The organism is Paracoccus marcusii (assembly GCF_006151785.1).
Lineage (GTDB): Bacteria > Pseudomonadota > Alphaproteobacteria > Rhodobacterales > Rhodobacteraceae > Paracoccus > Paracoccus marcusii.
Genome location: NZ_VDDD01000005.1, coordinates 37322 through 60570 on the forward strand (window position 1 = coordinate 37322; position 23249 = coordinate 60570).

Genomic DNA, 23249 nt, shown 5'->3' on the forward strand with positions numbered 1-23249 from the left:
CTTACGCCCTGCTGCGGCCGGGGCGCGGGGCCTCGGGCTGGTAAAGGTGCATGGCGTTGTGACGCTCCTCCAGCGCGGCGCGCTGATCCGAGGGCACGGCGTCCACGGGCGGCAGCCCGCCGTTCAGCGCGAACAGCAGGATGTCGCGCGCGATGGGCGCGGCCACGGCCGATCCGCCGCCGCCATGTTCGACCACCACCGAGATCGCGTATTTCGGCGCATCATAGGGGGCATAGGCCACGAACAGCGCATGGTCGCGCCGCGCCCAGGGCAGCTGCTCGTTCGAGATGACGCCGCGCGCGCGTTCGGCGGCGGTGATGTTGCGGACCTGGCTGGTGCCGGTCTTGCCGGCCATGCGCCATTCCTCGCGCGTGATGCGGGCGCCGCGGGCGGTGCCGCGGGCGCTGTTCATCACCGCGTCCATGCCAAGCCGCGCGACGCGCAGCGATTCCGGGCTGATGTCCAGCGGCGGGTATTCGGGCGGCGCCTGCCGCACGCCGTCGACGGACCGGATCAGCTGGGGCCGAACCTCGCGGCCCGACGCGATGCGGGCGGTCATCACCGCCAGCTGCAGCGGCGACGCCAGCACGAAGCCCTGCCCGATCGAGGCGTTCAGGCTGTCGCCGATCTGCCAGGCCTGGCCGTGGCGGGCCATCTTCCATTCGCGGTCGGGGGCGATCCCTTCGGCCACCGCCGACATGGGCAGGTCGTGGCGCTGGCCCAAGCCAAGCTTGCGCGCCATGATCGCGATCCGGTCGATGCCCACCCGCTGCGCCAGTTCGTAGTAGTAGACGTCGCAGCTTTCCTCGAGGCTCTTGATCGCATCGACGGTGCCATGCCCGCCGCGCCGCCAGCAGTGGAACCGCCGGCCGCCCAGTTCGGTGTAGCCCGGACAATAGAACCGGGTGCCCGCATCGATCACCCCGGCCTCCAGCCCGGCCATCAGGGTGACCATCTTGAAGGTCGATCCGGGCGGATAGACGCCCTGCACCGTCTTGTCGGCCAGGGGGCGGTGGTCGTGATCCATCAGCGCGCGGTATTCGGGGCTGCTGATGCCGCGCACGAACTTGTTGGGATCGAAGCTGGGCGACGAACAGATCGTCAGCAGCTCTCCGGTCTGGCAGTCGGTGATGACGGCGGCGGCGCTTTCGGTGCCCATCCGCTGCGCGGCATAGTTCTGCAAGGCGGCATCCAGCGTCAGCTGCAGCGTGGCCCCCTGTTCGCCCTGCTGGCGCGACAGCTGGCGCATCTCGCGGCCTTGGGCGTTGACCTCGACGCGGCGGGCGCCCGCCTTGCCACGCAGGATCTCCTCCATGCGGCCCTCGACGCCGATCTTGCCCAGCTGAAAGTCCGGCAGCAGCAGGACCGGGTCAGGGTCCTCGATCCGCGACAGGTCGTAATCGCTGACGGGGCCGACATAGCCCATGACATGCGCGAAATCGCCCGCCCGCGGATAGGCGCGCGACAGCGCCGATTCGGGCGTGACGCCGGGCAGCGACGGGGCGTTGACCGCGATGGCGCTGAACTGCTCCCAGGTCAGGCGGTCGGCCAGCACGATGGGGGTGATGGCACTGCGGCGGGAAAACTCCTCCATCAGCTCGGCCATGCGGGCGTCGGTCATTGGCACCAGCCGCGACAGGCGGCGCAGCACGGCCTGGACGTCGCCGCCCGCCTCCTCGCGCGTCAGGGTGACGCGATAGTTCTGTTCGTTCCCCGCGATGATGATCCCGTTGCGGTCCAGGATCAGCCCGCGCGACGGCGGCAGCAGCCGGATTTTGATCGAGTTGCCGTCCGCCAGCGTGCGGTATTCCTCGGCATGGTCCAGCTGCATCGACCGCATCTTCAGCGCCAGCGTGGTGACGGTGGCCACCTGGATGCCGGCCAGCATCAGCCCGCGCCGGGTGATCTGGCGGGAGCTGTCCAGGATCTCGCGTTGGGACTTCTTCATGCCCTTGTCCTCATGTCGGATCGCCGCGGCCAAGGCGGCGCAGCCCGATCAGCCAGCGTGCCCCGAAGACGACCAGCGGATAGGCCGCCACCGTCGCCAGAAACTGCAGGATCACCTGCCCCAGGGCCGGCACCTGCAGCACGAACACGACCTGCACCAGGCGATAGCCCAGCATCATCAGCCCGATCAGCACGCCCACGCGGAACCATTCAACCATGAATGGCTGATCGCGCCAACGGGGCTCTCGCAGACGTGCGGCCTCGGATCCCAGCAGCACGATGGCGGTCCACAGGCCCAGGGGGCGCATCAGCAGCACGTCCTCGACCAGGATGGCCAGCACGATGACCGGCGCGGCCAGCTGGTCGGGGCGGCGCAGCACCCAGGCCAGAATAAGCGCCAGCGCCAGGTCGGGGCCGGGCCAGCCCATGATGCCCGCCGACAGGGGCAGCAGCCGCACGAACAGCAGCGCCCAGACCGAGGCCAGAAACACCAGCGTTCCCAGGGCGAAGCTGCGGCTGGGCAGCTGGATCATGGCGTGGAACCCGGGTCCAGCGGATCGCTGGCCGCCGCCGCGTCGACCGGAGAGGCCGGCAGCTGCGGCCCGATCAACCCGCTGTCCTGGCCCAAGATGATGGCGGCGCTGTCGACCACCGCCTCGGCCGGATGCGATCGCAGGACGCGCAGGAACTCCAGGCGTTCGTAATCGGCCGCCATGCGCAGGCGCAGCCGCCCGTCGCTGCCCTGCGCGACCTGGCCCACCAGCACCCCGGCGGGAAAGACGCCCCCGTCGCCCGAGGTCACGACCCGGTCGCCGGGACGGACGTTATCGGCCTGCTCGACGAATTCCAGCAGCGGCAGCGGCGTGTTGTCGCCCGTCAACAGCGCCCGTTCGCCGGTCGGCTGGACCGTCACCGGCAACCGCGACGACGGGTCCGTCAACAGCACGACGCGGCTGGTCCGGTTCCCAACGCCGGAAATGCGCCCGACCAGCCCCAGCCCGTCCATGGTGGCCCAGCCCTCGATGATCCCGTCCTGAGCGCCGACGTTCAGCAGCACCGACTGGCGGAAAGCCGAACCGCTGTCGACCATCACCACGCCCGTGACGCTGGTCAGGGCCGGATCGATGCGGACGTTGTTCTGCGCCATCAGCTTGGAGTTCTCCTGCTCCAGCTGGACGGCGGCCTCGCGCCAGGCGGACATGCGCTGCAATTCGCGGCGCAATTCCTGGTTCTGCTCATAGATGCGCGCATAGCTTTGAAAGCCCGCGACCATCTGGGTAACCTTGGTCACCGGGGCCACGGCCCATTCGAACCGCGGCACGATGCGGTCGATCATCGCCGTGCGCATCATCTCGGCCCGCGGGCTGTCGATGCGCCAGAACAGGAACACCGCCAGCAGCGCAAGCGCCAGCACCGCGATCAGGACGCGGCGCACGGGTGTGGCGAAATCGGTGCTCTTCTGCGCCATTCAGGCGCTCCCTGCCTGCGCGATCAGCTGTCGTAGTCGATGACGTGACGCAGCTGCTTTTCGAACTCCAGCGCCTTGCCGGTGCCCAGGGCCACGCAGCTCATCGGCTGGTCGGCCAGGCTGATCGACAGGCCGGTCTGCTCGCGCAGCGCCAGGTCCAGCTCACCCAGCATGGCGCCGCCGCCGGTCAGCATCACGCCGCGATCGACGATGTCGGCGGCCAGATCCGGGGGCGTCGCCTCCAGCGCGACCATCACGGCCTCGCAGATGGCCTGGACGGGCTCGGACAGCGCCTCGGCGACCATGGCCTGGCTGATCTCGATCTCCTTGGGGATGCCGTTCAGCAGGTCGCGGCCGCGCACCATCAGGGTCGCGCCGCGCCCGTCATCGGGCATGCGGGCGGTGCCGATGCTGGTCTTGATGCGTTCGGCGGTCGATTCCCCGATTAGCATGTTCTGGTTGCGGCGCAGATAGTTGATGATCGCCTCGTCCATGCGGTCGCCGCCGATGCGCACCGAGCGCGCATAGACCACGTCGCCCAGGGACAGGACCGCGACCTCGGTCGTGCCGCCGCCGATGTCCACGACCATGCTGCCGGTGGGTTCGGTGATGGGCATGCCCGCGCCGATGGCCGCCGCGATCGGTTCGGCGATCAGGCCCGCCTTGCGCGCGCCCGCGGACAGGACCGACTGGCGGATGGCGCGTTTCTCGACCGGGGTCGCGCCGTGCGGGACGCAGACGATGATCTTGGGTTTGGAGAAGGTCGTGCGCTTGAACACCTTCTTGATGAAATGCTTGATCATCTGCTCGGCGCTGTCGAAATCAGCGATGACGCCCTCGCGCATCGGGCGGATGGCCTCGATACTTCCCGGCGTGCGGCCCAGCATCAGCTTGGCGTCCTCTCCGACCGCCAGGACGACGCGCTTGCCGTCCTTGACGTGATAGGCCACGACCGAGGGCTCGTTCAGGATGATGCCCTTGCCCTTGACATAGATCAGCGTGTTCGCCGTCCCCAGGTCGATTGCGATGTCGGTCGAAAACAAACCGCCGAATGCCATGCCCGTATCCTTTTCCCGCCGGTTGGCCCGGCCTGCCCTGTTTTGATGGTGCGTGATCGCCCTGACGGACGTGGCCCCGTATAGAGCCGCGCGCCGCACCGGAAAAGCCCCGATGCGCGCATTGGGCCGACAGCGGCATTTCTCGCGGGGGTGGTGCCGGGGGGACACGATGCCCCCCGCGCCTCAGTGCGAATACATGCTGATCTGCTTGGCGTCAGTGTCGCGACCGGTCATCGCGCGGCGCAGAATCAGCCGGTTCAGCGCCCCCACATAGGCCTTGACCGAGGCCAGGATCGTGTCCGTATCGGCGGCCTGGCCGGTGACGATGCGGCCCTCCTCCTCCATGCGGACGCTGACGGTGGCCTGCGCATCGGTGCCCTCGGTCACGGCATGGACCTGGTACAGCTGCAGCCGCGCGTCGTGCGGAAAGATTTCCCGCACCGCATTGAAGCATGCATCGACCGGACCGTCGCCGGTCGTCTCGGCCCTCTTCTCGACCCCGTCCACGATCATGGTCAGGGCTGCGGACTGGCCGTCGCTGCCGCAGACGACGCGCAGGTGCTTGACCTGCAGGTGATCCTCGGCCGTGTTGGCGGCGGCGTCCAGGACAAGGGCCACGATGTCGTCGTCATAGACCTCCTTCTTGCGGTCGGCCAAGGCCTTGAACCGCACGAAAATGTCCTTCAGCTGGTTGTCCCCGACCTCGTATCCCAGATCGGCCAGCTTGGCGCGCAGCGCGGCGCGGCCCGAATGCTTGCCCATGGCGATGTTGTTCTCGGTCAGGCCGATATCGGCAGGGCGCATGATCTCGAAGGTCTCGACGTTCTTCAGCACGCCGTCCTGATGGATGCCGGATTCGTGCAGGAAGGCGTTCTTGCCGACGATGGCCTTGTTGAACTGCACCGGAAAGCCCGACACGGCCGCCACGCGACGCGAGATGCCCATGATCTTGGTCGTGTCGATGCCCGTGCGGAACGGCATGATGTCGTTGCGGACCCGCATCGCCATCACCACCTCCTCCAGCGCGGTGTTGCCGGCGCGTTCGCCAAGACCGTTGATCGTGCATTCGATCTGGCGGGCACCGGCCTCGACCGCGGCCAGGGCGTTGGCGGTCGCCATGCCCAGGTCGTTGTGGCAATGCGTGGCAAAGATGATCTGGTCCGCGCCGGGCACGCGCTCCAGCAGCATTGCGATCAGGGCGGCGCTTTCGCGCGGCGCGGTATAGCCCACCGTGTCGGGGATGTTGATCGTGGTGGCGCCGGCCTTGATGGCGATTTCCACCACCCGGCACAGATAATCATGCTCGGTCCGGGTGGCGTCCATGGGCGACCATTGCACGTTGTCGCACAGGTTGCGCGCATGGGTCACCGTCTGGTGGATGCGGTCTGCCATCTGGTCCATGTCCAGGTTCGGGATCGCCCGGTGCAGCGGCGAGGTGCCGATGAAGGTGTGGATGCGCGGCTGCCGGGCATGCTTCACGGCCTCCCAGCAGCGGTCGATATCGGGCAGCTGGGCGCGGGCCAGACCGCAGATCACGCTGTTTTTCGACTGTTTCGCGATCTCGGACACGGCGGCAAAGTCGCCTTCCGAGGCGATGGGAAATCCGGCCTCGATCACGTCCACGCCCATCTCGTCCAGCATGGCGGCGATTTCCATCTTTTCGGCATGGGACATGGTGGCGCCGGGCGACTGTTCGCCGTCGCGCAGCGTGGTGTCAAAGATCACGACGCGGTTCTGTTCGGTCATTGGCTTGGTCCTTCTTACGTGGTCCTGTGGGGTTTCCCGGGCGCTGACCTGTCTGAGCGGCGGCCCGGAAGACCCGCTCAGCGCAGCGTAAGAAGCAGCAGACCGCGAAGCTGCACGGCCAGACGCGCGCCGTGGGGCGCGGTGCGGGCGGTGGCGATGTGGCGCATCCGGGTCATGGCCGCGAATATGCCCCCCCGCGCGCATCTTGAAAACCCCTGATCGACACCGCCCGTCCGCAAGGCAGTTCCGACCTTTGCCATTGTAGCGACACATTTATGTCTGGCCCCGCCCGGCAAGCCTGCCTATCCTTTGATCACGACAACGAAAAACGACAACCAACAGATGAGGGCAACGAATGTCACGCAAGATCGTCGTCGGTTTCGACGGCAGCGATGCCTCGATCCGCGCCTTGGACTTTGCCATCTCGCGCGCGCAGGCGCAGGGCGACCACATCCTGATCGCGCATGTTCTGGAATGGTCGCCCTACAGCTTCCTGACGCCAAGCGAGGTCGAGGAACGACACCGCCGCCGCAAGGAGGAGCTGCAGCGCGCCGAAGCCGCCATCCTGACCCCCATGGTCAAGCGGGTCGAGGACGCGGGCATCCCCTGCGCGACCACGCTGCGATACGGCCACATCGCCGAAACGCTGTGCCGCATCGCCAAGGATGAGGGCGCGGCGATGATCTTCATAGGCCGGATGGGCGATTCGGGCTTTGCCTCGCGCATCTTCGGATCGGTCGCGGCGACGCTGGCGCAGGTCGCGCCGGTGCCCGTGGTCATCGTGCCGTGACCGGCCAACCAACAGGGACAAGAGCAATGAGAACACGCATGACAGCCGCGGCCCTCGCGGCACTGGCCGCAGGCCCCGCCGCGGCCCAGGGCATCGACGAGACCGTGAACCAGGTCTTTGCCAATTCCACGGGCTGGTTCGTCAGCCTGATCTTTTCCAACTTTCCCGGCACCAGCTTTCCCTGGATCGTCGCCTGGCTGGTGATCGCGGCCACGACCTTCACCATCTATTTCGGCGTGATCCAGCTGCGCGCCTTCGGCCATGCCATAGCCCTGGTCCGGGGCGACTATTCGGATCCGAACGACGCCGGAGAGGTCAGCCACTTCCAGGCGCTGACCACCGCCCTGTCGGGCACCGTGGGCCTGGGCAACATCGCGGGCGTCGCGGTGGCCGTCAGCATCGGCGGGCCGGGCGCCACGTTCTGGATGATCCTGGCGGGTCTTCTGGGCATGGCGGCCAAGTTCACCGAATGCACGCTTGGCGTCAAATACCGCAATGAATATGCGGACGGGACCGTGTCGGGCGGCCCGATGTACTACATGGTCAAGGGATTCGCCGAACGCGGCCTGCCGGGCGGGCGCATCCTGGCCGTGCTGTTCGCGATCTTCTGCATCCTGGGCAGCTTTGGCGGCGGGAACATGTTCCAGGCCAACCAGGCCCATGCTCAGCTGATCAACGTGGTGGGCGACTATCCCGGCTGGATCACCGGCGTGGTGATGGCGATCATCGTGTTCCTGGTCATCGTCGGCGGCCTGAAATCCATCGCCAGCGTGACCGAGAAGATCGTGCCCTTCATGGCCGCGCTCTACGTCGGGACGGCGCTGATCATCATCGTCATGAACTATGACATGATCGGCCAGGCGTTCTATCAGATCTTCGCGGGCGCCTTCACCAATGACGGCGTCGTGGGCGGGGCCATCGGGGCCCTGATCCAAGGCTTCCGCCGGGCCGCCTTCTCGAACGAGGCCGGCATCGGTTCCGCCGCGATCGCCCACAGCGCCGTGCGTACCAAGGAGCCGGTGACCGAGGGCTTCGTGTCGCTGCTGGAGCCGTTCATCGACACCGTCGTCATCTGCACCATGACCGCGCTGGTGATCATCATCACCGGGCAGCTGATCGCCGACCCCACGACCGGCATGTTCGTCCTGAACGAGGCGGGCGACCAGATCCGCACCGTGACCGGCAACACGGGCGTTGCCCTGACGTCGGATGCCTTCAGCAGCGCGTTCGGCTGGTTCCGCTATGTGCTGGTGCTGGCGGTGGTGCTGTTCGCCTTCTCGACCATGATCTCGTGGAGCTATTACGGGCTGAAGGCCTGGACCTTCCTCTTCGGGGAGGGCCAGACCAAGGAGCTGATCTTCAAGATCATCTTCTGCCTGTTCGTGGTCATCGGCGCCTCGGCCAGCCTGGGCCCGGTCATCGACTTCTCGGACGCGATGATCTTTGCGATGGCGATCCCCAACATCATCGCGCTGTACCTGCTGATGCCCGTCGTCAAGGCCGAGATGAACCGCTATCTGGGCCGCCTGAAATCCGGCGACATCCGCAAGTACGAATAACGCCCGCGACAGCGACGCGACCAGGGGGCGGGGAACCGCCCCCCTTTTCATTCGCGGTGGTCCGCGCGGACGATCTGTGCCAAACGGCGCCGGTCCGCGCAGGAGAACCCCGATGCCAAAGCCCCCCTTCGTCCATCCCGGAATGCGGTTGCCCTTCGCGCTGCTGGTGACCTGCTTCGCGGCCTGGGGGATCGCGGCGAACATGACCGACCCGCTGGTCCAGGTCTTCTCGCGCATCTTCTCGATGTCGACGCTGCAGGCGTCCTTCGTCCAGTTCGCCTATTACGGGGCCTATTTCCTGCTGGCCCTGCCCGCGGCCTTCATCAACCGGCGCTTCTCCTACAAGACCGGCATCCTGACGGGCCTGGGCTGCGCGGTGGCGGGCGCCTTCCTGTTCTATCCGGCGGCGCAGGCCATGACCTTCGGGTACTTCCTGGCCGCGCTGTTCCTGCTTGCGGGGGGGCTGTCGATCCTAGAGACCTCGGCCAACCCCTTCGTCATCGCGATGGGCCCCGAGGGCAATGCCACGCGCCGCCTGAACCTGGCCCAGGCCTTCAATCCGGTCGGCACGAACATCGGCGTGTTCCTGGCCGCGACGCTGATCCTGCCGCGTCTGAACCCGGCAACCGACGCCGAACGCGCCGCCATGCCCGCCGCGACGCTGGAGCAGATCCAGCGCGCCGAACTGTCCGCGGTCATGACGCCCTATGTCGGGCTGGCCTTCGTGCTGCTGGTCATCTGGATCGCCATCGCCTTCCTGCGCATCCCGACCGACCGCGAATCCATCGCCCCCGACGCCGCCCGCGTTCAGTTCGCACCGACGCTGCGGCGGCTGCTGTCGAACCGGCATTACGTGTTCGGGGTGGTGGCCCAGTTCTTCAACGTGGCTGCCCAGACCTGCGTCTGGACCTTCACCATCCAGTACGTGATCTCCGCCATCGGCGGGACCGAGGCGCAGGCCGGATGGTACCTGCAGGCCAGCCTGATCGTGTTCCTGATCGCCCGTTTCGTGATGGTCGGCGTGATGGGCGTGATCCGCCCCGCGGCGCTGCTGACGGTGATGGCCGTGGCGGGGACGGGCCTGTGCCTGTTCGCGGCCACCGGGCCGGGGCTGGCGGGTGTCTGGGCGGTGGTCGCCGTATCGGCTTGCCTGTCGCTGATGTTTCCCACCATCTACGGCATCGCCCTGCACGGCCTGGGCGACGACACCAAGTTCGGCGCGGCGGGCCTGGTCATGGCGATCCTGGGCGGTGCGACCGTGCCGCTGATCCATGGCGCGGTCATGGATTCCCACGGCGCGGCGCTGTCCTATGTGGTGCCGGGACTGTGCTTCCTGGTCGTCGCGGCCTTCGGGCTGTTCGACCTGCGCTCGACCCGCCATGCGGATGCTGCAACGCAGCATTGACCAGGCAGGCGGTTGCCTGCCGGGCTGATAGCGCCAACATAGGGGTCAGGATCTGCGAAAGGACCACCCCCATGCTTGCCTATTACGGACTGTATCTTGACGACGCCGGCCGGGCGATAGCGGGCCGTGCGCCGCGGCCCACCGCGGGGCTGTTCCTGCTGCCCCATCAGATCGGCGCATTGAACGCCACGCGCCACGGCGGAACCCTGCGTGCGCTGCTGCGGCGGCTGACCGGACGGCTGCGCGCGGCCTAAGGGCGGCGGCGGCGACGTACCGGGATCATCTGCTGCGCGCCACCGGCCACCAGCAGCCATGCCGAGGTCAGGACAAGACCCCAGTTCGCCCAGCTTTCCGGGTGGAAGTCGACCACCGCGGCCCAGCCCGCGAACAGCACCCAAGCCAGCGCCACCGGCAACGAGATCGCCTGCCAGCGCTTGGTCCGGACGGGGTGAATGAACTTGATGTTGGTGAACATCGCGGCGCTCAACGCCGTGACGATCAGCAGGATGATGGTCCAGTGCGGCTTGACCGCGAACAGGACCAGGATGACCATGTTCCAGCAGCCGGGAAAGCCCGCGAAGGAATTGTCCCGCGTCTTCATCCGCGTGTCCGCGAAATAGACGACGCTGGTGAACACGATCACGATGATCGCGAACCAGCCCGTCCAGCCCGACAGCAGCCCCGACTGGAACAGCGCAAAGGCCGGGATGAACACGTAGGTCAGATAGTCGATGATCAGGTCCATCAGCACGCCGTCATAGGCGGGCCAGTTCTTCTTGACGTCGTAACGTCGCGCCAGCGGGCCGTCGATGCCGTCGACGACGAAGGCCACCACCAGCCACAGGAACATCAGCGCCCAGTCCGCCTGCACGGCGGCCAGCATGGCCAGCATGGCCAGAACGGCTCCGGTGGCGGTCAAAAGATGGACGGAAAGGGCTTTGTGACGCATCTGCATGCGGTTTAATCGCAGGTTGAACCCCCCAACGCAACCGCACTTGCCCGGTCAGCGCAGGATCGGGGGGCCTTTCGGGCGCGGTGCGGGTTCCTCGGGCGCGGGGGGCGTCAGGTCGAACAGCAGCGCACCGGCCGGGGGCGGCGCGTCCGAAAAGCTGATGTCGACGCCGCCGGGCTGGGCGGGAAGGAACGCCAGCGCCTCGGCCAGGGCCTTGGCGATGGCCGGCTGGCGGTCGACGGGCGCGCCGGTGATGACCAAGAGATGCCCGGCACCGTCCCCCGACGCGCCGACCAGCGCCGCGCCTGCGACCAGTCCGCGCAGGTCGGCCAGCCGTTCGGCCAGCGGATCGGCCAAGGCCTGCGCCACCTGCGGGTCGGGCGCGGTCAGGCGCAGCCGGGCCTGGCCCTCCTGAGGGGCGGCATCCAGCGCACCGGTCAGCCAATCCAGCATGCCGCTGTCCAGCAGCATCTCGGACGGGTGGCCGGGATTGACCAGCAACCCCGCTCCGTCCGCATTCAGCAGTCCCGCCAGCACCCGCCCCGGCAGCGCCGCGTAAGCCACGGGATGGCCGAAGAAATCCGCCAGCCGATCCTCGGCGTCGCAGGCCAGAGCGACACGCGCCCCGTCCAGATCGAAGATCTGCAATTCGACCTGGTCATGGACAGGCTCGCGCAGCAGGGCCACGGTCAGCTCGGTATCCGCCAGCCGCGACAGCATCCGCGCCCGCTGCGGCGCATCCGCGTCGTGGAACGGGACGGGGGCAAGATCATCCAGCGCGCTCATGGTCGGGCCTTTCCGAATTGGCTGGCCAAGCGGTAAAGCCCGCGCCGTGCCCACGCAAGCGTGATTGCCCATGCCCGGCCCCCCGCCCCATATTGTGCGCATGAAAAGACGCGCCCTGATCCTGACCGCCGCCGCCCTGCCCCTGCTGGCAGCCCCCCGCATCGCCCGCGCCAGCCTGGCCCCCCTGCTGTCGCAGGCCGGATCGATGCCGCCCCTGCGCGCCATCGCCCTGTGGCAGGACGACGGCGCACAGGGGGTGGAACTGGCGGCCCAGGGCTATCACGGCTTCACGCCGGACAGCCCGACGAACATCAAGTCGGCGTCGAAATCGGTGGTATCGGCGCTGGCGGGCATCGCCATCGGCCGCGGCCTGCTGGAGAGCGCGGATCAGCCCATCGCGCCGCTGCTGCGCAGCGACCTGCCCGCATCGGCCGACCCGCGGCTGGCGCGCGTCACCCTGGGCAACCTGCTGTCGATGCAGGCCGGGCTGGAACGCCAGTCGGGACAGAATTACGGCCGATGGGTCAGCAGCCCGAACTGGGTGCGCAGCGCGCTGGCCGCGCCCTTCGTCCAGGATCCCGGCACGCGGATGCAGTATTCGACCGCATCCACGCATCTGGTCGCGGCGATCCTGACCCGCGTCACCGGCCGCCCGCTGCTGGACGTCGCAAGCGACTGGCTGTCGCCCATTCCCGGATTTCGCATCACCGGATGGGACCGCGATCCGCAGGGCATCTATCTGGGCGGCAACCAGATGGCGATGAGCACCCGGTCGCTGCTGGCCTTCGGTGCGACATACGCGCGGGGCGGGCGGGCGGGCGGGCGACAGGTCGTCCCCGCGGCCTGGATCGACGAAAGCTGGCGGCGCCGCACCTCCAGCATCTTCAGCGGCCAGGGATACGGCTATGGCTGGTTCCTGGGGCGGATGGCCGGGCGGGACGTGCGCTATGGCTGGGGCTATGGCGGGCAGATGGTCTATGTGTTCCCCGCGACGCGGCGCCAGCCGGCGCTGTCCATCGCGATGACGTCGGACCCGGACCTGCCGTCGGGGCGCACCGGGCACCGCGATGACCTGCACCGCTTGGCGGAACAGCTGGCCGGCGCGGTCTAGGCGACCGCGCGCGGCCTGCGCCGTCAGTCGACGAAATCGCCGGCCTGGAAGTTGCCCAGGTTGCCCAGAAGCTGTCCGATGAACGAGATGTCGGTCACGCTGCCGTCGGTCACGCGGCGCGACAGGCTGACCACGCGGCCGCGTTCCAGGCCAAAGGTCTCGACATTGCTGACCACGCCGGTGGGCGCGAACGAGATGGCGACGACCTTGCGGTCGATCTCGCGCGGGGCGGCTGGGCCGAGGCGGCGCCAGCGCGATCCGACATAGTACCAGCCGGACCCCGTCAGCAGGCCCTGGGCCGACGGGCGACCGATCAGACCGGGCAGTTCCTCCATCGTGGTCTGCCCCGGCACGACCTGCGCCAGTTCCAGATCGGGGGGGACGTATCCGTGGTTCCGTTCGATGGGTGCACAGGCGGCAAGCCCGAGGACAGCCAGAAACGCCAGTGTCATCAGGCTTCTGATGGCGGACATGGGCGGGTTCCCTCCTTGGGGCGGTTGACGCGGCCCGCCCTGCCTAGCAAACTCGGCCACCCTGCTCAAGAATATCAATCCTCGGGGTCACGCGCCCCGCGCCGCATCCACAAAGGCCCGACATGATCACCCCCGAATCGCATCCGCAGCGGCTGCGCGTCGCGCATCTGAACCCGAACACGCCGACGACCTTTCACCTGCGCCCCGACGAAGGCGTGCGTGAGGCCCTGGCGGCCGAGCTGGGGCTGGACGCGCTGACGCGCCTGGACTTTCGCGGCACGCTGCGCGCGCATGGCACCGACAGCTGGCTGCTGACGGCCACGCTGGCCGCGCGGGTGACGCAACCCTGCGTCATCACGCTGAAGCCCGTGCGCACCGACATCTCGGAACCGGTCCGCATCCAGTTCTCTCCGCATGTGGCCGCCCCCGAGGGCGACGAGATCGAGATGCCGGACGAGACGCTGGAACCCCTTGGCAACTTCATCGACCTGACCGCGATCATGGTCGAGGCCCTGTCGCTGGCCCTGCCCGCCTATCCGCGGGCCGAGGGGGCAAGCCTGCCGCAGGCCGCGGCAGCCGACGACGATGCCGCCGGCGACACACGGCGACCCTTTGCCGGGTTGGACAAGCTGCTGGGCGGCAAGGACGGCGAATCCTGACCCAGGCTGCGTGGCCATCGGGCCACAGGCGGGCGCGAAATGCGCCCAAACCCGCCGCCGGGGGGCGCAATCGCGGCCCGTTCGCGGCAAAGGGGGGCCATGTGCGGTGCGTTTGCGGCCGTCCCCTGGCCTTCGGGGCTTGCGGGCGCGGTCGTCATGGCGTATCTGCGCGGTTCATTTACGAATTCAAATCTGGTGTGATCGCGTTCTGGCGCCGCACCCTGACAACCGAGGTGGTGACATGGCTGTCCCTCAGAATCGCGTAACCCGGTCCAAGCGCAACATGCGCCGTGCGCATGATGCGCTGGTCGCGGGCAACCCGAACGAATGCTCCAACTGCGGCGAGCTGAAGCGCCCGCATCACGTCTGCCCGTCCTGCGGCCACTACGCCGACCGCGAAGTGATCGCGAAGGCGAACGAGATCGACCTGGACGACGACGCGGCCTGATTCCGGCGCGCCCGTCCTGATGTCCGTCCCCTCCGCGAGCACGCCGACACCGCGCGTCCCCGAATCCGGGGGCAGCGTGGTGATATCGGTTGACGCCATGGGTGGCGACCGCGGCCCCGCCGTCGTCGTCGCAGGCATGGCCGAAAGCGCCGAGAAGAACCCCGAGATCCGCTTCATCGTCCATGGCGACGAGGCAGAGCTTGCGGGCCTGATCGCGCGCCGCAAGGTGCTGGCGGGTCGCTGTGACATCCGCCATGCCGCGGGCGTGGTGACGATGCATGACAAGCCCAGCCAGGTCCTGCGCAAGAGCGAGGGCACGTCGATGTGGTCCACGCTGGAATCGGTCAAGGCCGGAGAGGCGCAGGTCGCCGTGTCCTGTGGGAATACCGGCGCGCTGATGGCGCTGTCGATGCTGCGCCTGCGCAAGCTGCCGGGCGTGAACCGGCCGGCCATCGCCTGCCTGTGGCCGTCGCGCAACCCCCAAGGGTTCAACATCATGCTGGACGTGGGCGCGGACATCCGCGCCGATGCGCATGACCTGCTGCAATATGCCCTGATGGGGGCATCCTATGCGCGCAACGGCCTGGGCCTGCCCATGCCGCGCGTCGGCCTGCTGAACGTGGGCACCGAGGAACACAAGGGCCGCGCCGAACTGAAGCAGGCCCACGAGATGATCGAGCAGGCCGCCGCCGGCAGCTATACCTATGTCGGCTTCGTCGAGGGTGGCGATCTGCCGTCCGACCGCGTGGATGTGATCGTCACCGACGGATTCACCGGCAATGTCGCCTTGAAGACCGGGGAAGGCACCGCCAAGCTGGTCGGCGACTTCCTCAAGGACGCCTTCTCGAATTCGATCATGTCAAAATTTGCGGCCGTCCTGGCCATGAGCTCGCTCAAGCGCCTGCAGAAGCGGATCGACCCGCGCCGCGTGAACGGCGGCATCTTCCTGGGCCTGAACGGCACGGTCGTGAAATCGCACGGCTCCGCCGATGCGACCGGCGTGTCCGCGGCCATCAAGCTGGCCTTCACCCTGGCCAAGTCGGGCTTCCAGGACCGCCTGGCCGCCCGTGTGGCCCAAGGTGCCGCGGCATCCGCCAGCGCCACCGATACAGGAGCATCGTCGTGACGCGTCGTTCGGTCATCTGCGGCACCGGGCATTACCTGCCTGAACGCATCGTCGAGAATAGCTGGTTCGAGGACAAGCTGGACACCACCGACGAATGGATCCGCTCTCGCACCGGGATCGAGCGTCGCCACTTCGCGGCCGAGGGCCAGACCACCAGCGACCTGGCCATCCGCGCCGCCAAGGCCGCGCTGGACCGCGCAGGCATGACTGCAGACGACATCGACGGTGTCGTGCTGGCGACCTCGACCCCCGACTTCACGTTTCCGGCCGTCGCGACCATGGTCCAGGCCGGTCTGGGGATGAAGCGCGGCTTTGCCTATGACGTGCAGGCCGTCTGCGCGGGCTTCGTCTTTGCGCTGGCCAATGCGGACGCGATGATTCGCGCGGGCCAGGCTGACCGCATCCTGGTGATCGGGGCCGAGACCTTCTCGCGGATCATGGACTGGACCGACCGCGGCACCTGCGTGCTGTTCGGCGACGGCGCCGGCGCGGTCGTCCTGCAGGCTGAGGACGGTGCGGGCACCAGCGATGACCGGGGCATCCTGGCCAGCGACCTGAACAGCGACGGCACCTATCGCGAGCTTCTGTATGTCGATGGCGGCGTGTCCTCCACCGGAACGGCAGGCCAACTGCGGATGCAGGGCAACCTGGTCTTCCGCCACGCGGTCGAAAAGCTGGCCAAGACGGCGCATACCGCGCTGGACCGTGCCGGGCTGACGCCTGCCGACGTGGACTGGCTGGTCCCGCATCAGGCGAACATGCGCATCATCACCGCCACCGCGCAGAAGATGCAGTTGCCACTGGACAAGGTCGTGCTGACCGTGGCCGATCACGGCAACACCTCGGCCGCGTCGATCCCGCTGGCCCTGTCCGTCGCCGATGGCCAGGGTCGGTTCGCGCCGGGCCAGGTTCTGGTGACCGAGGCGATCGGCGGCGGTCTCAGCTGGGGCGCCGTCGTCCTGCGCTGGTAGGCTATTTCAGCAACGAATCCTTGCTGGCGCGGCGGTTCATCCCGCCCGCGGGCCGTTTTGCGCGATCATGGCCCGACTGACAGGCCACGCACAGTTGCACCCCGGGCTGCGCGGCGCGGCGCGCCTCGGGGATCGGTTCATCGCATTCCGCGCAGACCCGTGCGCTGTCGCCCACCTGACGGCGCGACGCGGCCAGCCGGGCGCGGGCGATCGCCTCGGCCGTGCTGACATCGATCTGGTCGTTCACCGCGTCGTCGCGGGCCCATCCACCTGCCATCCTGTCCTCCATCGCTATCCTGCGTCCTCAACAGATGGGAAGCATCGCGCCGGAATCAATCGCCCTACCCTGTCCAAGGGCGTGCCAGCGCATGACAAGTATCGGGCGGGGAACGATTTCCCCGCGGGCCTCGTTGACAGCCATGGGAATTCGAACCATCCTTCCCGCATTCAAGAGGATCAATCATGGGCGACAAGACCTTGACCCGGATGGACTTGGCCGAAGCGGTATTCCGTGACGTCGGCCTGTCCCGTCACGAATCGGCACAGCTGGTCGAAAGCGTGCTGGACCACATCTCGGACGCGCTGGTGCAGGGAGAGCAGGTCAAGATCTCGTCCTTCGGCACCTTTTCGGTGCGCGACAAGAACGAGCGGATCGGCCGCAATCCCAAGACCGGCGAGGAGGTGCCCATCACGCCCCGCCGCGTGCTGTCCTTCCGGCCCTCGCACCTGATGAAGGATCGCGTGGCAGCCGGAAACAAGCGATAGCCCCGGCCCGACCCCATGGCGAAAGGCGCAGAGGCATTCCGGTCGATCGGAGAGGTGGCGACCCTGATCGGCGTCGCGCCGCATGTCCTGCGCTATTGGGAAACCCAGTTCTCGGCGCTGAAGCCGATGAAGCGCCCCGACGGCAGACGCTACTATCGCCCCGCCGATGTCGAGATGGCAGCGGGCATCTGTGCCCTGCTGCGCGACGACGGGCTGACGATTCGCGGAGCGATTCGCCAGATCGCGACCGACCGCGGACAATCCGTCCGCAGGCGGGGCGCACAGCAGCTCTCTCCGCCGCGGGACACAGCACCCCCTGCCCCCGCACCCGCACCCGCACCCGCGCGCATCGCCCCTGTCAGCCCTCCGTCGCAACCGCCCGTCTGGCTGGCACGCCTCAGCGATATGGCGCGTCATCTGCAGCAGATTTCACCCGCCGATCGACGCTGGCCGCGGGCCAAGCCTGTTGTCATCCGGCTGGCGCAGGCCATGTTGAGCCTGTCCTGATCCCCGCATGCGATTTGTCAAAGTTTTCCGCGCCCAGGCCCTTGTGCTGGCCTGCCGGATCGCTTTATAGCATGCGCGTCGGGCCGTGGCGCAGCCTGGTTAGCGCGTCCGTCTGGGGGGCGGAAGGCCGAGAGTTCGAATCTCTCCGGCCCGACCATTCCGAAAACGCCCATCCTTTTCCAAGGGTGGGCGTTTCCCTTATCCCCCACCCGCATCAGGGGCTTGCGACATGAATGGCGTTCTGCCCGACAGCGATATCCGCGATCTGATCGACCAAGGCGTCATCCGCGCCGACGCCCCCGTCACGTCCGAACAGATCCAGCCCGCCAGCCTTGACCTGCGGCTCGGCCGCACCGCCTATCGCCTGCGTGCCAGCTTTCTGGCCGGGCGCAGGCGGCGCATCGCAGAGCGGTTGGCCGATTTCCAGATGCACCAGATGGACCTGTCCGACGGCGCCGTGCTGGAACGCGGCTGCGTCTACCTGATCCCGCTGCAGGAGCGGATCGCCATGCCCGCGGGCATGTCGGCGGTCGCCAACGCCAAGTCATCGACCGGGCGGCTAGACCTGCTGACGCGGTTGGTGACCGATGACGGCACCGAATTCGACCGCCTGCCCGAGGGTTACGACGGACCGCTTTACGCCGAGATCTGCCCGCGCAGCTTTTCGGTGCTGGTGCGGCCTGGCATGCGCCTGAACCAGCTGCGCCTGCGCCGGGGTCAGGCCGTCCTGTCGGACGCCGATCTGACCGCGCTGCATGCGGATCAGCCGCTAGTGGGCGGTGCGCCGGTGCTGATCGATCACGGTCTGGGCTTCTCAGTCGATCTGCGTCCTGCGCAGGGCGATCTGGTCGGCTATCGCGCCCGGCCGCATAGCGGGGTGATCGATCTGGACCGCATCGGCGCCTATCCCGTGGCAGAGTTCTGGGACGAGCTGCGCACGACCGAGGGCCGCCTGATCCTGGACCCCGGCGCCTTCTATATCCTGGTCAGCCGCGAATCGGTGGCGATCCCCGCCGAGTACGCGGCCGAGATGGCGCCCTATCTGGCGATGGTGGGGGAATTCCGGGTCCATTACGCGGGCTTCTTCGATCCCGGCTTTGGTATCGGGGATGAGGGGCACGGGGCACGCGGCGTCCTCGAGGTACGCTGCCACGAGGCGCCCTTCGTGCTGGAACACGGCCAGACTGTCGGCCGCCTGGTCTATGAACGCATGGGCGCCCGCCCGCAGCGCCTTTACGGCGAGGGGATCCGATCGAACTATCAGGGTCAGGGCCTGAAGCTGGCCAAGCAGTTTCGCTAAAGCGGCCCGGTCTGCCACAGGCGGACCTTCAGCCCGCCATGGGCCACGATCGGACCCGGTGCCTTCCATGGCAGGGCGGTGGCCTTGGCCAGTCCGGCCTCGGACGTGACGATGCCGATGCGCCACCCCTGAAACCGGTCGCGGAACACCGTGCCCATCTGGCCGTGCAGGCCGAACAGCGGACCCTTGTTGCCGATCCGGGTGCCATAGGGCGGGTTCACGATCACGATGCCCGGCGGGCCGTCGGGGCGCTGCAGGTCGGTCACCTGCCCGGCCTGGAACCGCGTCACCGCGGACACGCCCGCACGGGCGGCATTCGCCTCGCTCATGCGGATCGCGCCGGGATCACGGTCGAAACCCAGGAACCGGAGGGACAGGTCGCGCGGCGCGGGCGCAGCGTTCATCGTGGCGAATGCAGCTGCGTCGTAATTCGCAAATCGCTGGAACGCGAAGCCGCGGCTGCGGCCGGGCAGCAGGCCCAGGGCGATCTCGGCAGCCTCCAGCACGAATGTGCCTGATCCGCACATCGGGTCCAGCACCGGCTGGCTGCCGTCAAAGCCCATCTCGGCCAGGAACATCGCGGCCATGGTCTCGCGCATGGGGGCCTTGGCGACGGCCTCCTTATGGCCGCGCTTGTGCAGCGATTCGCCGGTCGTATCCAGGCTGAAGGTCACCAGGTCGTCCTCGATCCGCGCCTTGACGGTGATCGACGGGCCGCGATCCTCCGGCATGGCCAAGGGGGCGCCCAGTTGTTCGGTGATGGCGCGTTCGATGCGCTGAGTCGCAGCGCCGGCATGATAGATCCGGGAGGCGCGGCAGATGCTCTCGACCCGCACGGGCAGGTCGCGGGGCAGCAGGTCCGCCCAAGGGAACTTTCGGGCGCGCTTGTCCAGCTGGGCCAGGTGCATGGCGCGGAATCCGCCGATGCGGGCCAGCACGCGCGTGGCCCCTCGCAGCATCAGGTTCGCGCGCCAGACATCGGTCCAGCCGCCCGTGATGGCGACGCCGCCGGGCTGGATCACGCCGGTCCAGCCAAGGGCCTTTGCCTCGGCCGCCAGCGGCGCCTCGAGGCCGGGGGTGGCCACCAGAAAGATCTTGAAAGAGGTGTTGTCCATCGCGCAGCCCTAGCGCGCGTCGCGGGCAAAGCCCAGCCTCAGCGACGCGTCAGCCGCGACAGGGTCCGCATCTTGCGCGCCAGGTCCTGCATCTGCGCATCGCTGCGGCGCTTGCCCAACCCCGACTTGCCCAACCCCGGCTTGCCGAACCCTGCCTTGCCGAAACCCGTCTTGCCGGACCCGGTCTTGCCACGCGACAGGGTGCCCAGCCCCTTGTTGATGCCCCAGGTCATCGCACGGCGCGCGACAAGGCGGGTGAACATGCTGATCAGCTGGTTGGCGTTCATCGCTTACTCGTCCTCGAACAACTCTTCGGGGTCGATATCGGGGTCCGCATCCCCGCCGACAAGGGGCAGGCCCAGACCATCGGCGGGCGGGCGCGATTCCAGCAACCCCGCCGCGCGCAGTTCCGCAAGCCCGGGCAGATCGCGCGCAGATTCCAGGCCGAAATGGTCCAGGAACGCCTCGGTCACGATATAGGTCGCGGGACGGCCGGGCGTCATGCGGCGGCGGCCGACACGCACCCATTCCATTTCGATCAGCTGGTCCAGCGTGCCGCGGCTGAGGGCAACGCCGCGCACCTCCTCGATCTCGGTCCGGGTGACCGGCTGATGATAGGCGATGATCGCCAAGGTCTCGATGGCGGCGCGCGACAGGCGGCGGGTGTCCACCGTCTCGGTCTGCATCAGGTACGACAGGTCGGGCGCGGTCCGAAAGGCATAGGCGTCGCCGATGCGTTCCAAGACCACGCCGCGCCCCTGATAGGTGGCGTGCAGCCGGGCCACCGCCGCGGCCGGGTCGCAGCCCTGCGGCATCCGCGCGGCCACATCGCGCAGGCTCATAGGCTGCACGGCGGCAAACAGGATCGCCTCGACCATGCGGGCCTGTTCGTCCAGCGCCGGAGAGGTGGGGTCAGTTGTGGTCGTCATGGGACTTTTGCCGGTAATGGATGGGCGCGAAGGTCTGCGCCTGCCGTATCTCCAGCCGGCCCTGGCGCGCAAGCTCCAGCGAGGCGGCAAAGGTCGCGGCGGTGGCGCTGCGCCGTCGCTTTGGATCGTCCGACCAGCCGTCGGGTAGGAACACCGACAGGTCGGTCCACTGGCCGGTGAACCCGATCATCCGCCGCAACCGGTCCAGGGCCTGTTCCATGGTGAAGATGTCATGCCGGTCGAACGCATAGGGGCGGAACTCGTCACGCGTCTTGAGCCGGGCATAGGCGCGCATCAGGTCGATCAGCCCCGCCTGCCATTGGGTGCGGCGGGTGCGCGCGACGGTTTCGGGGGCGCCGCGGGCAAAACGCGACAGGCCAAGCCGGTCGCGGCCCATCAGCTGCGCCGCCGCCTGCCGCATCGCGGCCAGACGCTCCAGCTGGAAGGCCAGATGGGCGGCCATGTCCTGGGCCGAGGGACCTTCGGCCTCGGGGTCGGGGGGCAGCAGCAGGCGGGATTTCAGGAAGGCCAGCCAGGCGGCCATGACCAGATAGTCGGCCGCAAGTTCGATCCGCAGGGCGCGGGCCTTCTCAACGAAGGCCAGGTACTGTTCGGCCAGGTCCAGCACTCGAATCTTGAGCAGATCCACCTTTTGCGTGCGCGCCAGCGTCAGCAGCAGGTCCAGCGGTCCCTCATAGCCGTCGACATCGACGATCAGCGCCTCGTCCGCGCGCCGCTGCGCGACATCGGCATCGGCGACGGGCTGAAGATAGGGAACCTGTCTGGCCACAAAGCCTCCTTGGCACGGGCGCAAAGGGTCATGCCCCCGCGCCTGCCTGTCAAGCGCTCAGCACCCGCCACTGATCGGTCAGGGCGGCGATGTCGGCCTGTGCCGGAGTCTGTCTGCGGGTCAGGGCGGCGTCGGCGCGGCGCATGGCGTCCCGCGTCATCGGACCGGCGGCCTCGACCACAGGCGCCATCTGGTCGATCGTGCCGTTGCAATGCAGCACCAGATCGCAGCCCGCCGCGATGGATGCGGCCGCGCGTTCGGCCTGCGTCCCCGACAACGCGTTCATCGTGATGTCGTCGGTCATCAGCAGGCCGTCGAACCCGATCCGGTCGCGGATCAGCCCGATCATCCGGCGCGAAGCCGTGGCCGGCCCGTCATCCAGCGCCGGAAAGCGGATATGCGCGGTCATGCCCATCGGCAGATCGTTCAGCGCCCGGAACGGCGCGAAATCGACCGCGTCCAGTTCGGCCTCGGTCGCGTCGACCACGGGCAGGCCGTGATGGCTGTCGACCTGCGCGCGGCCATGGCCGGGCATGTGCTTGACCACCGGCAGAACGCCCGCGGCCAGCAACCCGTCCGCCGCCGCGCGGCCCAGTTCGGCCACGCGGTCAGGGTCGGTGCCCAAGCAGCGGTTGCGCAGGAAGGGATGTGTCCCGTCCTGCGCCACGTCCAGCGTGGGGGCGCAGTTCGAATCAATGCCCACGGCCCGCAGCTCCTGCCCGATCAGGTGATAGTACAGCCACATCGCCTGCGGTCCCGCCCTCGCCTGGTCCAGCGGCGCCGGCCAGTCGGTCCAATGGGGCGCGCGCATGCGCTGCACACGCCCGCCCTCCTGGTCGATGGTGATCACGCAGTCGCGGCCCACGGCCTCGCGCAGCTGCGCGGTCAGGCGGCGCAGCTGATCGGGCGCGTCGACATTGCGTCCGAACAGGATGAAGCCCCAGGGGTCGGCCTCGCGAAAGAACGCGGCCTCGTCCGGCGTCAGGGACAGGCCACCGACGCCGCCCAGAATGGTTGCGTTCTGCACGGCCTCAGCCGCCAAGCGCCAGGCAGTCGGTCCCCGAGGATTGCAGCGCGGAACAGAACTGCCGCGCCTCGGACAGCGAATCAAAGCCCGCGACCCGCAGCCGCCAGAAGGTGCGGCCGTTCGACTGATGTTCCTGGATAACCGGCGACTTGCCCGAGAACAGGCCGCCATTGCGTCCCGCCAGCCGCTGCCACTCGCCATTGGCGATGGAGTCGCTGTCGAACGCGCCGACCTGCACGACGGGACCGCTGGCGCTGCGCGCTGCGGCGGGTGCCGGGGCCGGCGTGGGTGCTGCCGCGGGACGGTCGGGGGCCGGC

Annotated in this window: 27 protein-coding genes and 1 tRNA gene; 13 read left to right on the forward strand and 15 right to left on the reverse strand. The window is 68.1% G+C overall.

Translation table 11 applies throughout. From position 1 onward, the window contains the following. Position 1: 1 nt before the first annotated feature. The 5 genes from mrdA to FHD68_RS01855 all read right to left on the reverse strand — a co-directional run bounded on the left by mrdA (position 2) and on the right by FHD68_RS01855 (position 6219). Positions 2-1948 carry a penicillin-binding protein 2 gene (gene mrdA / locus FHD68_RS01835; protein ID WP_127897925.1) on the reverse strand — a complete coding sequence of 649 codons (1947 nt, stop codon included), beginning with the start codon at positions 1946-1948 and terminating at the stop codon, positions 2-4. Positions 1949-1958: 10 nt separating this feature from the next. Then, positions 1959-2480 (reverse strand): rod shape-determining protein MreD, encoded by a 522-nt coding sequence (locus FHD68_RS01840; RefSeq protein WP_127897924.1) that lies wholly within the window; start codon positions 2478-2480, stop codon positions 1959-1961. Beyond that, positions 2477-3415, reverse strand: coding sequence for a rod shape-determining protein MreC (gene mreC, locus FHD68_RS01845; protein ID WP_045982735.1), 939 nt, complete (start codon positions 3413-3415; stop codon positions 2477-2479). The genes FHD68_RS01840 and mreC overlap by 4 nt, the downstream gene beginning before the upstream one ends. A gap of 23 nt (positions 3416-3438) precedes the next feature. Continuing rightward, positions 3439-4473: a rod shape-determining protein gene (locus tag FHD68_RS01850; protein ID WP_045982734.1), complete on the reverse strand. Its 1035-nt coding sequence runs from the start codon at positions 4471-4473 to the stop codon at positions 3439-3441. A gap of 183 nt (positions 4474-4656) precedes the next feature. Beyond that, the gene (locus FHD68_RS01855; protein ID WP_127897923.1) at positions 4657-6219 is read right to left on the reverse strand and encodes a 2-isopropylmalate synthase; all 1563 of its coding nucleotides are present in this window, start codon (positions 6217-6219) and stop codon (positions 4657-4659) included. A gap of 355 nt (positions 6220-6574) precedes the next feature. Here FHD68_RS01855 and FHD68_RS01860 point away from each other — a divergent pair, with 355 nt between their 5' ends. The 4 genes from FHD68_RS01860 (at position 6575) to FHD68_RS01875 (ending at position 10227) form a co-directional block, all read left to right on the forward strand. Beyond that, a complete protein-coding gene (locus FHD68_RS01860) occupies positions 6575-7009 on the forward strand; it encodes a universal stress protein (RefSeq protein ID WP_045982732.1) in 435 nt (144 codons plus the stop codon). 26 nt (positions 7010-7035) lie between these two features. Next, positions 7036-8568 (forward strand): alanine/glycine:cation symporter family protein, encoded by a 1533-nt coding sequence (locus FHD68_RS01865; protein ID WP_127897922.1) that lies wholly within the window; start codon positions 7036-7038, stop codon positions 8566-8568. A gap of 112 nt (positions 8569-8680) precedes the next feature. Next, positions 8681-9973 (forward strand): L-fucose:H+ symporter permease, encoded by a 1293-nt coding sequence (gene fucP, locus FHD68_RS01870; RefSeq protein ID WP_127897921.1) that lies wholly within the window; start codon positions 8681-8683, stop codon positions 9971-9973. 71 nt (positions 9974-10044) lie between these two features. Next, the gene (locus FHD68_RS01875; protein WP_127897920.1) at positions 10045-10227 is read left to right on the forward strand and encodes a hypothetical protein; all 183 of its coding nucleotides are present in this window, start codon (positions 10045-10047) and stop codon (positions 10225-10227) included. Here the strand turns inward: FHD68_RS01875 and FHD68_RS01880 are convergent. Continuing rightward, a complete protein-coding gene (locus tag FHD68_RS01880; protein WP_045982728.1) occupies positions 10224-10928 on the reverse strand; it encodes a CDP-alcohol phosphatidyltransferase family protein in 705 nt (234 codons plus the stop codon). The two genes, FHD68_RS01875 and FHD68_RS01880, sit on opposite strands and share 4 nt — an antisense overlap. A 48-nt stretch (positions 10929-10976) precedes the next feature. Then, positions 10977-11711, reverse strand: a complete 735-nt coding sequence (locus FHD68_RS01885; RefSeq protein ID WP_046000067.1) for an SseB family protein — start codon at positions 11709-11711, stop codon at positions 10977-10979. Positions 11712-11811: 100 nt separating this feature from the next. On the opposite strand from FHD68_RS01885, the gene FHD68_RS01890 reads away from it, so the two are divergent. Next, positions 11812-12822: a serine hydrolase domain-containing protein gene (locus FHD68_RS01890; protein WP_127897919.1), complete on the forward strand. Its 1011-nt coding sequence runs from the start codon at positions 11812-11814 to the stop codon at positions 12820-12822. A gap of 23 nt (positions 12823-12845) precedes the next feature. Here the strand turns inward: FHD68_RS01890 and FHD68_RS01895 are convergent, their stop codons facing one another. Continuing rightward, positions 12846-13295, reverse strand: coding sequence for an outer membrane protein assembly factor BamE (locus FHD68_RS01895; RefSeq protein WP_045982726.1), 450 nt, complete (start codon positions 13293-13295; stop codon positions 12846-12848). A 122-nt stretch (positions 13296-13417) separates the two neighbouring features. Between FHD68_RS01895 and FHD68_RS01900 the strand changes: the two genes are divergently transcribed. From FHD68_RS01900 to FHD68_RS01915, 4 genes are all read left to right on the forward strand, one after another. Beyond that, positions 13418-13954 carry a YceD family protein gene (locus FHD68_RS01900; protein ID WP_127897918.1) on the forward strand — a complete coding sequence of 179 codons (537 nt, stop codon included), beginning with the start codon at positions 13418-13420 and terminating at the stop codon, positions 13952-13954. Positions 13955-14195: 241 nt separating this feature from the next. Next, on the forward strand, positions 14196-14402 hold the full coding sequence (gene rpmF, locus FHD68_RS01905) for a 50S ribosomal protein L32 (RefSeq protein ID WP_042251337.1): 207 nt from the start codon (positions 14196-14198) through the stop codon (positions 14400-14402). A 19-nt stretch (positions 14403-14421) separates the two neighbouring features. Beyond that, positions 14422-15528, forward strand: coding sequence for a phosphate acyltransferase PlsX (gene plsX / locus FHD68_RS01910; RefSeq protein WP_127897917.1), 1107 nt, complete (start codon positions 14422-14424; stop codon positions 15526-15528). After that, the gene (locus tag FHD68_RS01915; RefSeq protein ID WP_045982723.1) at positions 15525-16499 is read left to right on the forward strand and encodes a beta-ketoacyl-ACP synthase III; all 975 of its coding nucleotides are present in this window, start codon (positions 15525-15527) and stop codon (positions 16497-16499) included. Before plsX ends, FHD68_RS01915 begins: the two co-directional genes overlap by 4 nt. Before the next feature lies 1 nt (position 16500). On the opposite strand, the gene FHD68_RS01920 is transcribed toward FHD68_RS01915, so the two are convergent. Continuing rightward, positions 16501-16776: a DksA/TraR family C4-type zinc finger protein gene (locus FHD68_RS01920; RefSeq protein ID WP_127897916.1), complete on the reverse strand. Its 276-nt coding sequence runs from the start codon at positions 16774-16776 to the stop codon at positions 16501-16503. Between the two features lie 185 nt (positions 16777-16961). On the opposite strand from FHD68_RS01920, the gene ihfA reads away from it, so the two are divergent. From ihfA to FHD68_RS01940, 4 genes are all read left to right on the forward strand, one after another. Then, positions 16962-17264: an integration host factor subunit alpha gene (ihfA, locus tag FHD68_RS01925; protein WP_042251331.1), complete on the forward strand. Its 303-nt coding sequence runs from the start codon at positions 16962-16964 to the stop codon at positions 17262-17264. Positions 17265-17279: 15 nt separating this feature from the next. Then, positions 17280-17771, forward strand: coding sequence for a MerR family transcriptional regulator (locus FHD68_RS01930; protein WP_127897915.1), 492 nt, complete (start codon positions 17280-17282; stop codon positions 17769-17771). 79 nt (positions 17772-17850) lie between these two features. Beyond that, positions 17851-17928: transfer RNA gene (locus FHD68_RS01935), tRNA-Pro, on the forward strand. A gap of 72 nt (positions 17929-18000) precedes the next feature. Then, positions 18001-19071 (forward strand): 2'-deoxycytidine 5'-triphosphate deaminase, encoded by a 1071-nt coding sequence (locus FHD68_RS01940; protein WP_127897914.1) that lies wholly within the window; start codon positions 18001-18003, stop codon positions 19069-19071. On the opposite strand, the gene FHD68_RS01945 is transcribed toward FHD68_RS01940, so the two are convergent. The 6 genes from FHD68_RS01945 to FHD68_RS01970 form a co-directional block, all read right to left on the reverse strand. After that, positions 19068-20186: a THUMP domain-containing class I SAM-dependent RNA methyltransferase gene (locus FHD68_RS01945; RefSeq protein WP_127897913.1), complete on the reverse strand. Its 1119-nt coding sequence runs from the start codon at positions 20184-20186 to the stop codon at positions 19068-19070. The two genes, FHD68_RS01940 and FHD68_RS01945, sit on opposite strands and share 4 nt — an antisense overlap. A gap of 38 nt (positions 20187-20224) precedes the next feature. Next, entirely contained in the window at positions 20225-20473 is a 249-nt protein-coding gene (locus tag FHD68_RS01950; protein WP_139085072.1) for a hypothetical protein, read from the reverse strand. 3 nt (positions 20474-20476) lie between these two features. Further along, positions 20477-21115: an SMC-Scp complex subunit ScpB gene (gene scpB / locus FHD68_RS01955; protein ID WP_127897911.1), complete on the reverse strand. Its 639-nt coding sequence runs from the start codon at positions 21113-21115 to the stop codon at positions 20477-20479. Continuing rightward, complete coding sequence (locus FHD68_RS01960) at positions 21099-21905, reverse strand: segregation and condensation protein A (protein WP_127897910.1); 807 nt, start codon at positions 21903-21905, stop codon at positions 21099-21101. Before FHD68_RS01960 ends, scpB begins: the two co-directional genes overlap by 17 nt. 49 nt (positions 21906-21954) lie before the next feature. Beyond that, positions 21955-22932 (reverse strand): glycoside hydrolase family 3 N-terminal domain-containing protein, encoded by a 978-nt coding sequence (locus tag FHD68_RS01965; RefSeq protein WP_127897909.1) that lies wholly within the window; start codon positions 22930-22932, stop codon positions 21955-21957. A 4-nt stretch (positions 22933-22936) separates the two neighbouring features. Continuing rightward, the coding region (locus FHD68_RS01970) for an SPOR domain-containing protein (protein WP_139085075.1) at positions 22937-23249 on the reverse strand (313 nt) is incomplete at its 5' end.